The following is a 12,303-nucleotide window of genomic DNA, read 5'->3' as shown; positions in this document are numbered from 1 at the left end:
TCAATACCCCTTGGTTTTATCTATTTCACCATGCATTGGCTGTCCTTGCGCAAACCGCTGCAGATTGGCCAGCAGCGCGGTCACTGCGGTTTCTGGCTGAGTCTGACTGGCGATATGCGGCGTGATCCACACTTGCGGATGCTGCCACAGCGCCTCTCCCGCCGGTAAGGGTTCGGGATCGAAAACGTCGAGCACCGCCGCGCGCAACTGCCCGCTATCCAGTGCGACGAGCAAATCTTCGGCGACCAGCTGTTGTCCGCGCCCCACCTGAATCAGGCCAGCCCCTTTTGGCAGTTGAGCAAACAGCTCGGCATTAAGCGTTCCGCGCGTTTGCTCGGTCAGCGGCAGTAGGCAAACCAGAATATCACTGTGCGACAAAAATTCACCCAGTTGCTCGACGCCCGCCCAGCCCGTCACTCCTTCAGGCGCATTGCCGGAACGGCTCCAGCCGTGGCACTCAAAGCCGAAATTATTCAGCATCTTAAGTGTAGCCTGACCCAATTCGCCCAGCCCTAAAACGCCAATGCGTCGTTTAGCGGCGCCGAGCACCGGATGACTCTGCCAAAGCTGCTGTTTTTGCTGCTGTAAATACTGTGGAATATCGCGATGCAGCGCCAGGGCGGCAAAAGTAACATACTCCACCATGCCCTGCGTCAGGCCGGGTTCGACCATTCTCACCACCGGCAAAGACGCAGGCAACTGGCGTAAATCAAAATGATCGACACCGGCAGCTACCGAGAATAAAACTTTCAAATTTGGAAAACGATCTGCCAGGTTTTCCGGCGGTATCCAAGACACCAGAAAATCGACCTCAGCGAAAATTGCAGGATCGCCGTCGCTGAAATCCAAATCATTCCACTGAATAAAACGATATTCCGGCGCAATTTCTGCCAGAATTTTTTGCCATACTTTGCCGCGTGCAGGGTCCGATTTATAGAGAAGGGTTTTCACGTTTGCTCCCGAACTTAGCCTTAGGCCAGCGCCTGCGTTGCCAGCACGAAGTTGCACCAACCCTCGGCGGAAACAGGAGGATGGCCGTCTTTGTACATCGTGGTTGGGCGGTCAACACAGGGTAATCCCAGTGTTTCCAGCCACTCTGCCAACCCGGACTCGGCCTCGACGTCAAGGCGCATGAATTTCCCGTTGCTTTCACTCAACAGCTGTTGGATCAACGCCTTGGCATCGTCAAGGCTGGCGGCAATCACGGGCCCGATATTATAGCCACGGCCAAACTTGCGCAGCAGCGCGAAACCGGCGGGCTTGTCGTCGCGCGTCAACAGCAGGCCTTTTTCCATGCAGAACGGGCTCTGCGGGTCCAACAGCGCCTGATAGAGCGCCGGACGCCGCATGCCGCTCGACAACGTATCCAGCTCGCTCAACGTATTGACATCCTCCACGCCCAATGGGCGAAAACGGCAGTTATTTTCCAGCTCTGGAGCAGTAATTACAGGCAGTTCGCGGCTCTGCTGCTGGCGAATACCGCCCGTGGTGACAAAACCGAGCTTCTCATACAACGGCTTGCCTTCAGGCGTGGCGTGCAGGCGAATTTTGCTGCCGTCAAGCTTACCGATAAGAGTGTTAAGCAATGCTTTGCCCACTCCGCGCCCCTGACAGTCTGGGCTGACAATAACCAGTCCCAGCGTCGCGGACTCGCTGCCCCACCGCCAGTAAATCGCGCTGCCCAACACTTGACCGGCGGACTCGGCTACCCAGCCTTTGCCACAGTGAAAAGCAAGCTGCCAGTCTTCGAGACGATGCGACCAGGACACCGCCTGAGATAATCCGTGGCACGCCGTTAAATCAGCGGCCGTCATTTCACGTAAAATAATTTCTGGCAAAATTTTCGCACACTGCTCAGTCATTTACATCATCCCCGGTTTTTTGATATCACTGCCGTCGCTGAAGCGGTCAAGGCGGAAAGGCGCAGGGTCAACCACTGGCGCGCTGCCGGTTACCAAATCAGACATCAGACTGCCCGCGCCCGGACCAATGCCGAAACCGTGTGCGCTGTATCCGGCTGAAATAAACAGTCCTGGCAGTTTATCAACGCTGGAAATCACCGGCACTGCGTCCGGCGTGCTGTCTATCATCCCGCCCCACGACTGCACCACTTTTACTGCGCCCAGCGCCGGATATTCGCGGCGCATGGCTTCGATGCCCTCTTTAACCATGGCGTGGTCCGGCTCAGGGTCAAGCACGCGCACTTTTTCAAATGGCGATCGGCCATCAAATTCCCATGACCCCATGGCTTCCGGGCCTTCGATAAACGCGCCGGGACTGAAATGTACTTTGAGATTTTTTCGCCGCGCCTGAAAGGTCGGATAAAACTTCTTGGCATAACGCAAACCTTGTGGACCGATGGCCACCCTTCCACGTCCAGAAACTGACAGCGTGTAGCTACCGTCGAGCTGCGGGCGGCAGGCGAAACCTTCGGTATACAGCGGCATCTTGATCACCTGTTCGATAGGCGCGGTGCGCATCGCAGTGCCAATCACGTTGCCCAGCGGCAGGTCAATGCCGTGGCGACGACAGAACATTGAGCTCCACGCCCCGCCCGCCACCACCACAGAGCTGGCGCGAATCAGCCCGCGTTCGGTCCACACGCCGCTAACCCGACCGGCCGAAACATCCAGCCCGCGCACGGCGCAATACTGAAACACCAGTGCGCCGAGCTTTTGGGCGGCAATTGCCAGACCCGGTGCGGCAAGTGAAGGTTCGGCGTGGCCGTCAGTCGGGGAATATACGCCGCCGAGCCAGGTCGATACGCTGCCCGCCGTCAGCTCTTTGGCCCGCGCAGCGGTAAGAATTTCGCTATGCATGCCGTAATTTTTCGCCATCTGGCCCCATTTTTCCCAGGCGTCAATCTCTTCCTGCTTTTTGGTCGCATACACCAGGCCGGTGTTGCGGAAACCCAGCTCTTCGCCTGTTTCCTGTTTTAATTCTTTCCAACGTTGCAGCGCGTGGATCGAGAGCGGTAACTCGCGCTCATCGCGATTCTGCTGGCGGCACCAGCCCCAGTTGCGGCTCGACTGCTCCGCGCCAATCAGGCCTTTCTCGAGTAAAACCACCGAAACGCCCTTGCGCGCCAGTTCGTAAGCGGTAGCAGCACCGGCAATGCCTCCGCCAATAACCACCACGTCAACTGCATCGGGAAATAAATGACTGTCTTGTACAAACCTGATCGGTGCTGGCATCGACTGCTGTTCCTTATAAATCGTATAACTTGGTGCAAAGGATTAATTCAATAGAAGTTATTTACTGCCCACTTTCAAGCGTAATATTGAACAAATTTACATCGCTTATTCTGCCTGCTCGGCGTCCTGCTCCTCAAGCCAACCCTGACGCAGCTCCGGCACCGCTCTTTTCAGCCGCTCGTAGTAAAGGCTGCTAGAGGTTTTATCGTAATCTTCACGGCTGACCTGGGTCGCAATTTTGCCGTTATTAACCACGATGATATCGTCGCAAACCGAGCGCACAGCGTGCAAATCATGGCTAATAAACAGGAACGAAACATTCAGCTCGCGGCGCAGTTCGGAAATAAGATCCAAAACGGCAGCAGCGACTACGGAATCCAGCGCAGAAGTGACCTCGTCACAAAGTATCAGATCAGGCTCTGCCGCCAGCGCGCGCGCCAGATTGACGCGCTGCTTTTGACCGCCCGACAGTCCTGAAGGTTTGCGATGCAGAATGCTGTGTGGCAAACGGACGAGATCCAGCAGTTGTTTCAGTCGAGCATCCAGCGCCTTGCCGCGCAGGCCGTGGAAAAACACCAGCGGGCGTTTCAGGATAGTCGCGATAGTCTGGCTCGGGTTTAGCGCGGTATCGGCCATCTGGAATACAAACTGCACGCGGCGCAGCTCGTCAGGACTGCGAGCTGACATATCGCCTTTCAGATAACTGTCGTTAAAAAGAATATAACCTTCGCTCGGAGCAATCATGCCGGCAATTGCTCGCGCCAACGTCGTTTTGCCGGAACCGGATTCACCAATAATGCCGATCGCCTGTCCGGGATAAAGTTTGAAATTAATGTCTTGCAGGATGCTGATTTTTGGCTTGCCGTTGGCATCCAATGGACCATAACCGGCAGAAAGTTCACGGACTTCCAGCAAACATTTAACCGGAGCCTCTTCCGGCTGCCATGGGCTAACGCGCGGTTTATGCTGCGCGGCGGCAAGCAAACTGCGGGTATAAGGCGATTCTGGTCGTTGCAGCAGTGCTTCCGTGGTGCCGTATTCGGCAATCTGGCCTTTTAATAACACCAGAATCTTGTCGGCCATCTGCGCCACTACCGCTAAATCGTGGCTGACGTAAATCGCCGTGGTGCCGCGTTGCTTGACTACGCGACGAAAAGTTTTCAGCACTTCAAGCTGAGTGGTCACATCCAGCGCGGTAGTTGGCTCGTCAAGAATCACGACTTCAGGATCGCCAATCAGCGCCATTGCGGCCATCACGCGCTGTAGCTGCCCGCCCGAAACCTGATGCGGATAGCGATTGCCGATGGTTTCCGGCGACGGCAGTGCCATCTCACGGAACAGGTCAACGGCTTTTTTCTCGGCCTCGGCGCGTTTCATGGTGTGATGAATCAACACCGGTTCGATGACCTGATCCATTAGTCTCATGGCCGGATTAAACGAGGCCGCTGCGCTTTGTGCAATATAGGCCACTTTCGAACCGCGAAACTCGCTAAGCTGGCGCGACGAAAGTTTCGTCACGTCCGTGCCCACAATGTCTAGCTGGCCGTGACTTATTTTACATCCGTGACGCGCATAGCCCATTAGCGCCAGCGCGATAGTGGTTTTGCCGGAACCGGACTCGCCAATCAGCGCCAATACTTCGCCCTTGCGGACTTCGAAACTGATGTCTGAAACGAGAGTCATTATCTCGTCGCTGTCGTTTTTCGCCTGTACCTCAAGCTGGCTGACGTTAACCACCACCGGAGCCTGATTCTGCGTGGCCTGTGTCATATCCTTGATACCCGGCTGTGAATTAATGGGAAATGTATTCATGCCGCCTCCTCTTCCAGTTCGAGTCGAATCACGCGCCGAGACTGCAGGCTGTCAATAAACAAGTTCACGCCAATAGTGAGACTGGCAATCGCCACGGCCGGAACCAGCACCGACGGCGAGCCGTCAAACAGCGCCTGCAGGTTTTCGTGCACCAGCGTGCCCCAGTCGGCGTAAGGCGGTTGCACGCCCAAACCCAGAAAACTCAGGCCGCTGAGCAGCAGCACGATATAGACAAAGCGCAGGCCAAAATCGGTGAGCATCGGGTGCAGCATATTGGGCAGCACGTCGGTTAGCGCGATATAGACTTTGCTTTCTCCACGCAGATGCGCCGCCTGCACGTATTCCATCGAACGCAGATTGGAGGCCATGGCGTAGGCGATACGAAAAGCGCCGGGCCAATAGCTGATTACCGCGGTGAGGATCAGCATCGGCAGTGAAGAGCCGAACACCGCCACCATCAGCAGCGCCATGATCTTGCCGGGCATAATCAGCATCGCGTCATTGATACGGCCTAAAAGTTCTTCGATCCATTTACCTGACATTGCGGCGAGCAACGCGAGCACGGTGCCAAGTACGCTGGCCAGAATTGCAGCGGAAAGTGCCAGTCCAATCGAGTAACGCGCGCCGTAAAGCACGCGGGTCAGCATGTCGCGCCCGAGATAATCCGTGCCGAGCAGGAAGGCGCGACTAAAACCTTCGTTAATACCGCCACCGGCAATATCTTCTATGCTGTACGGCGCAAGCCAGCCGCCAAACAGCGCCATGCATAGCCAAAATAGAGAAATCACCAGGCCAACGCGGCCGGTGGTGGATAACGAACGCCAGAAGTTCAGAGTCGTTTTTAACACCATGACAGTTCTACGCATCACTGAGTCCCCTCTGGTAAATAACTTATTGTTTCAGCTTCGGATTAAAGGCAATGGTGGCGATATCGGCCATCAACAGCAGCAGAAGATAACAGCCGCTGAACAGCATCACGCACAGCTGCACGATGGGCAGGTCGCGGTTGCTCACCGCATCGACCATCTGACTGGCAAGCCCTGGATAGCTGAAAATAGTTTCGATAATAATGACGCCGCCAAACAGGTAGGAAAGGCTCAGCGAGATAGCATTGGCAATCGGCCCTACGGCGTTGGGCAAGGCGTGGCGCAACACGGCGCGCAGCGGGCGGACGCCCTTGAGCAGCGTCATTTCAAGATAAGAACTGTCGAGCTGGTTAATAATCGCTGAACGTGTCATGCGCGCCATTTGCGCCACCAGCACGCAGCACAGGGTAAATACCGGCAGCGCATAGGCCTGCAGGTAACCAAGAAAATCCTGATTGGTGGAACCCAGCGACATCGCCGGGAACCAGTGCAGATGCACCGCAAACACCATTACCGAGACAGTTGCCACCAGGAATTCTGGCACGGCCACCACCGACATGGTGCCTACCACCAGTATGCGGTCAATCAGCGAACCCCGTTTCATCGCCGCCGTAATGCCGATAATCAATGCCAGCGGCACTGACACCAGCGTGGTAATCCCGGCCAGCTCAAAAGTGGCGGGAATACGCTGGGCGACCAGTTTGGTGACCGGCATATTGTTGGCAAACGACGTTCCAAAATCGCCGTGCAACATGCCGCCGAGCCACTCAAAATAGCGCTGCCAAATCGGCAGATTCAGGCCTAGCTCTTTACGCAGAGCGGCAACCGTTTCCGGCGTGGCCGCCTGTCCCAGCAGCTGCTGTGCCGCATCGCCCGGCAACATGCTGGTGATAATAAACACCAGCGCCGAAACGATAAACAGCGTCAAAATGCCCGAACCAATACGACGAAGAATAAGTAACAGGATAAGCTGATTCATGACTACCTCCGGATTATGCTGATAGCCAGACAAGCTCAGTGAAGCGATAGCCCATCATCATGCCCGACGGATAAGACTCTACCCCTTTGACCTTGTTGCTGTAACCATCCAATGAACTGATAAACAACGGAATAATGGTTCCGCAGTGGTTATAGACCAGTTCTTGCATATCGCCGTACATCTGCTTGCGCTTAGCCTGATCGCGCTCACCGCGTGCCGCAGTAACCAGCTGATCAAACTGGGCATTTTTCCAGCCGGACTCGTTCCACGGCGCGTCGGATTTATAAAACTGGCTAAACAGCAGGTCCAGCGTCGGACGCGGGTTGACCGAGCCGTAGGAAATCGGGTGTTTCATCCAGTGTTGCGACCAGTAACCGTCATAAGGCACGCGACGCACTTTCAGGTTCATACCGACCTGTGATCCCAACTGTTGCAGGAACTGCGCGCCTTCAATCGCCCCTTCGATGTTATCGGTGGTCACGATTTCCAGACTCGGCTTCACCAGACCTGACTTCTTGAGGTAAAACCTGGCTTTGTCGAGATCGTTAGGGCGCTGCGGCAGGTCCTTGTTGAAATACGGGTGCCAAGGTGGAACCGGATGGTCATTGGCTACGGTGCCAAAGCCCTGAACCGCCGTTTTCAGCAGGGTCTCGCGAGGTTGCAAATATTTCATCGCCAGGACGAAATCAGGATTGCTGGTGATCGCCGCGTCCTGACGCAGGATCAAATCGCTGTACATCCCGGATTTACTTTCCAGCACCGAACAAGAACCGGAACCATTAATGCGTTTTACATCGCGGGAACTGATAGTCGAAACAAAATGTAGCTCACCGGAGAGCAGCGCATTGACGCGCCCGGCCTGATCGGTCACTCCCAGCAGCTCGACTTCATCAAGATGCGGCAGGCCTGGTTTCCAGAAATTCTTGTTGCGCTCGCCCACGGTGCGGGTGCCGGGGGAAAATTCCTTGCAGGTATAGGGGCCGGTGCCGATGGCTTTGCTGAAATCTTTAGTGCCGTCCTGCAGGATCAGGAAAGCTGGCGTGCCCAGAATCGACGGCAGGTCGAAGTTGGCCTGAGCGAGTATGATTTCAACTTCCATCAGTCCCACGGCTTTCACGCTGGTAAACTGTTTGGCCAACGAGATGGCAGTGGAGGCGACGGCGGGATCTTTATGGCGCGACAACGAGTAAACCACGTCTTGTGCGGTCAACGATTTACCGTCGTGGAAGGTCACCCCCTGACGCAGTTTAATGCTCCAGGTGACACCGTCACTGCTGCTGATGGATTCAGCCAGCCCCATCTGCGGGACAAGCTTGGTGTCCAACTCGGTAAGACCGCTGTAAAACATGTACTGGCGCATATAATCGCCGCTATTGTTGCCCTTGGCAGGGTCCAACGTATCGGCAGCGGACGAGTTAGCCGCCGCAGCGCGCAGTTTTCCGCCTTTAACCGGCGTGGCTTCGGCAGCCCAGGCGCTGTTTGGCAGGCTGATAATGCCGGTGGTTAGTGCGGCACCGGCTGAAAACATTTTCATCACGCCGCGACGTGAAACGTTGATCTCTGGCAGGCCAGAATTCAGCGCTGTTGCAGCAGACTTCGGTGTGGCTGGACCTGATTCTTTACGAAATTTACTCATTGAAATCTCCCCGAATGCGGTATTTACCGAAAAAAGCCATGGATGTTAATGAATTATGCTTTGCCGCTGACTTACGAAACCTTGTCTTTGGCTTTGTAATACAGGCCCGCCACTGGCAAGAACCAGGGTTTGCCAAAGTATCCAGGCATCGCGGCCCAATTGCTGCGCTGCCAAGGATTACTGACCGGTTTGCCGGTAACCAATGCCGCCATCACTTTGCCCATGTACACCGACATCTGCGTGCCGTGCCCGCTGTAGCCCATCGAGTAGAACAGCCCCTCGTGTTCACCGGCGCGCGGCAGGCGATCGGCGGTCATATCCACCAGTCCGCCCCAGCAGTAATCGATATCGACATCGGCAATTTGCGGGAACAATTCACGCAGACCCGATCTCAGTACTGCACCGCTGCGCGCGTCGGAAGTTGGGCTGCTGATGGCGAAACGCGCACGGCCGCCGAAAATCAGTCGGTTATCAGCGGTAGTGCGGAAATAGTTGCCAATATTGAGTGAGGTCACATAGGTGCGATTATTGATAAACGCCTGCTTCAGCTGGGCTGGCGTCAACGGAGCGGTGGCGATAATAAAGCTGCCTACGGGCACGATGCGACGCTGGAACCAGGAGAAAGGCCCTTTGTCGGAGGTGCCGGTCGCCAGCAGGACGCGCCCGGCTTCAATTTCGCCGCGTGCGGTGCTGACTCGATAACGATGGCCGTCGATCTGCTGCAAGCCTGTAACCGCAGTGTGGGCATGGATAACCGCGCCGCTGGCGACTGCCGCCTGAGCCAGGCCGATGCCAAACTTACCCATGTGCATCTGGCCGCCGCCTTTTTGCAGCAGGCCACCGTGGAAGGCGTCGGAGCCGATTTCATTGCGGATATGCGCCGCTTCAATTAATTCGACGTTGCTGTCGACGGTGCGTTTTAGCAGTTCATAGGTCTTGACCAGCGAAGGAAAATGCTTGGCCTTGCTGGCCAGTTTGAGTTTGCCGGTGCGAATAAAATCGCAGTCGATGGCTTCATCTTTAATAATCGACTGCACGTATTCCACGGCATCGGTGTAGGCATGGTAATAAATAGAGGCTTGTTCCAGGCCGATACTTTCTACCAGAGAGGCAAAGTTCTGCGCGACGCCAGTGTTGCAGTGACCGCCGTTGCGACCGGATGCCTGACTCAGCACCTCACCGGCCTCCAGCACCACCACATCGACCCCGGCTTTCGCCAGGTTATAGGCCGCCGACAGCCCGGTAAATCCACCGCCGACCACCACAACCTCGGCCTTTTTCGGGAGTTCTCCCGCTGCCGCGCCGCTGAAAACCGGTGCTGTTGCCTGCCAAAATGATTCAAGTTTCATGCCTGTGCCTCATCCAGTGACTAATCTGTGTATCGCCTGCCTTGCTCTATCTATTCTTCACAACTCGATTCGACTTACAGCCCGACGACGCCCGGCAGTCCGCCAATATCCTTGATTTCTGTGTAGCCATAAGCCGGGTTGGCAGGATCGTGCCCACGGTTCACCCAAACCTTGTTTTTGATGCCCATATCGTGGCAGGTCATCAGGTCATAACGCAGGCTGGAAGAAACGTGCAGAATATCTTCCGGACCACAGCCCAGCTCATCGAGCATGTATTCAAAGCCGCGCATTCTTGGCTTATAGGACTGTGCCTGCTCGGCGGTAAATACGCGGTGGATAGGTGCGCCAAGGCGCGGTACGTGATGGGTGATAAGGTCGTTCATGGTGTTGGAAAGCAGCACCAGCGGGAACTCTTTGGCGACTTTCGCCAGTCCGGCAGGCACGTCTGGATGAGGACCCCAGGTCGCACAGGCTTCCATGATCCCGGCACCATCGCTGTCTTTATATTCCACGCCCCATTTTTTGCAGGTGCGAACCATCGCCTGGCAAACTACGTCGCCGTAAGGTTTCCACGCGCCCAGCACTTCATCCATGCGGTAACGCGCAAAATCGGTGGTGAATGCCAGCATCTGGTCTGCGCTGACGCGATCAGCAAAAATAGCGCTTGCCGCTCCGGCCATGTCGAAATTAATCAGCGTGCCGTAGCAGTCGAAAGTAATGAACTTAGGTTTGAATACCGCCATGATAATCCCCTTCTCCGATAGTGTTTTCGTGTGTTGAAAAGTAGTAGAAAGTATTAAAAATCAATCAGTACACTTTTATAACGCAGGCAGGCTTCGAACGCCTGACGGCCTAAATCTTTACCAATACCGGACCCGTTAAAACCGCCGGTTGGGATAATAAAGTCTCCGGAACGGCCGTAGCGGTTGATCCAAACGGTTCCGGCCGCCAGCCGACGCATGGCACGCAGCGCCCGGTCGATATTCAAGGTGTGAACTCCGGCAGCCAATCCGTAAATCGCGTGGTCGGCCAGCGCTAGCCCCTGTTCTTCAGTTTCAAAGGTTTGAATGGTCAGCACCGGTCCAAAAATTTCTTCCTGCACGGCGGCAGATTCGGCACCAACACCGGCCAGCAGCGTCGGTTTGAAGAAATATCCGGCGTCGGTATTGGCGAAGAATTCGCCACCGGCCAGCAGCTGTGCGCCCTCGTTGATAGCCGCTTGAACAATGGATTGGATTTTGTTTGCCTGACGAGCGTCGATGATTGGCGCATAGCGGCAAGCGCTGTTCCAGGTATTGCCCGCCTCGACGCCTTCGCAAAGTGCAACCAGTTTGGCGACAAGCGCATCGGCAATGCCGGACTGCACCACTAAACGCGTTCCGGCTACGCAGGCCTGTCCGCCGTTGGCGGTAAAGCCACGGAAAATTCGTCCGGCAACCACGTCGATATCACCGGCATCGTCGAACACCAGCTGCGGGCTTTTGCCACCCAGTTCCAGAGTGACCGGTTTCATGCCGTTAAGCGCCGCCTGGCTCATGATTTGCGCGCCGGTAGCCGTCGAGCCGGTAAAGGAAATTTTGCGCACCAACGGATGATTGACTAACGCGCTGCCGCAGCTCAAACCGCGCCCCTGCACAATGTTCAGCACCCCGGCTGGCAGCCCGGCCTCAATCGCCAGTTCCGCTAACATCACGCTGGAAAACGGCGTCAATTCAGAAGGTTTCAACACCACGGCATTTCCTGCTGCCAGCGCCGGACCTAATTTCCACGAAGCCATCGACAGCGGAAAATTCCATGGGGTAATCGCGCCAATCACGCCATACGGTTCCGGCACCAACATGCCGAGGCTGTTAGCGCGAGTCGGCAGCACGTCACCGCTGTATTTGTCACAACACTCGGCGTAAAAACGAATTGCTTCGGCAGTGAACGGGATTTCGTGATTCACCACGTCATAGATAGGACGCGTTGAGCTGATCGCCTCAAGCTGGCCCAGCGTCACGGCGTTTTGCTCAATCAGGTCGGCCCAGCGGCGCAGCACTTTGCCGCGTTCGCGCGGCGGGCGCGTTCCCCAGCCACTTTCCAGCCAGGACTGATGGGCGTTGGTGACTGCCAGATTAACCAGCTCGGCGTCGCCGTCGGGGATTTCACCAAGGAATTGCCCGTCAGACGGACGGTTAACGCTGATACGTTCACCGTTACCGGCGATGATTTTGCCGCCAATCAGGTGCCCGGCAGGTAAAGGCACTTTTTCAGGATCAAAACTCAACATGATCAACAATTCCTCATTCAATACGGATAAAGGGTCGGAAAATATTTATGACTTGCCAATAAAAACGACCATTAAATAAGCAGGCAATGCTTTGACGATTATTTATCGATCAAAATCTGCATATTCAACTCTATGAAGAAAATTAATACTTTGTTCGCGTATTAATTTCCCCGACTGCCGTGCAAGCCACAATAAATA

At 55.5% G+C, this 12,303-nt stretch carries 10 protein-coding genes; all 10 read right to left on the bottom strand.

All coding sequences use genetic code 11. The features are described from left to right. Entirely contained in the window at positions 1-951 is a 951-nt protein-coding gene (locus AB3G37_RS10890; RefSeq protein ID WP_369790695.1) for a 2-hydroxyacid dehydrogenase, read from the bottom strand. A 20-nt stretch (positions 952-971) separates the two neighbouring features. Then, positions 972-1,862, bottom strand: coding sequence for a GNAT family N-acetyltransferase (locus tag AB3G37_RS10885; RefSeq protein WP_369790694.1), 891 nt, complete (start codon positions 1,860-1,862; stop codon positions 972-974). Continuing rightward, a complete protein-coding gene (locus tag AB3G37_RS10880) occupies positions 1,863-3,194 on the bottom strand; it encodes an NAD(P)/FAD-dependent oxidoreductase (RefSeq protein WP_369790693.1) in 1,332 nt (443 codons plus the stop codon). A 105-nt stretch (positions 3,195-3,299) separates the two neighbouring features. Beyond that, a complete protein-coding gene (locus AB3G37_RS10875) occupies positions 3,300-5,006 on the bottom strand; it encodes an ABC transporter ATP-binding protein (RefSeq protein WP_369790692.1) in 1,707 nt (568 codons plus the stop codon). Then, positions 5,003-5,872 (bottom strand): ABC transporter permease, encoded by an 870-nt coding sequence (locus AB3G37_RS10870; protein WP_369790691.1) that lies wholly within the window; start codon positions 5,870-5,872, stop codon positions 5,003-5,005. Before AB3G37_RS10870 ends, AB3G37_RS10875 begins: the two co-directional genes overlap by 4 nt. A gap of 25 nt (positions 5,873-5,897) precedes the next feature. Beyond that, complete coding sequence (locus AB3G37_RS10865) at positions 5,898-6,851, bottom strand: ABC transporter permease (RefSeq protein WP_009636230.1); 954 nt, start codon at positions 6,849-6,851, stop codon at positions 5,898-5,900. Between the two features lie 13 nt (positions 6,852-6,864). Continuing rightward, entirely contained in the window at positions 6,865-8,487 is a 1,623-nt protein-coding gene (locus AB3G37_RS10860; RefSeq protein WP_009636231.1) for an ABC transporter substrate-binding protein, read from the bottom strand. Positions 8,488-8,558: 71 nt separating this feature from the next. Continuing rightward, on the bottom strand, positions 8,559-9,836 hold the full coding sequence (locus tag AB3G37_RS10855) for an NAD(P)/FAD-dependent oxidoreductase (RefSeq protein WP_369790690.1): 1,278 nt from the start codon (positions 9,834-9,836) through the stop codon (positions 8,559-8,561). A gap of 74 nt (positions 9,837-9,910) precedes the next feature. Then, on the bottom strand, positions 9,911-10,579 hold the full coding sequence (locus AB3G37_RS10850) for a haloacid dehalogenase type II (protein ID WP_369790689.1): 669 nt from the start codon (positions 10,577-10,579) through the stop codon (positions 9,911-9,913). Positions 10,580-10,632: 53 nt separating this feature from the next. Continuing rightward, positions 10,633-12,105 (bottom strand): aldehyde dehydrogenase, encoded by a 1,473-nt coding sequence (locus AB3G37_RS10845; protein WP_369790688.1) that lies wholly within the window; start codon positions 12,103-12,105, stop codon positions 10,633-10,635. Between the last annotated feature and the right edge of the window lie 198 nt (positions 12,106-12,303).

Origin of the sequence: Rouxiella sp. WC2420, from assembly GCF_041200025.1 — a bacterium.
Classification (GTDB): Bacteria; Pseudomonadota; Gammaproteobacteria; order Enterobacterales; family Enterobacteriaceae; genus Rouxiella.
This window is presented reverse-complemented; position numbering and strand designations above follow the sequence as displayed.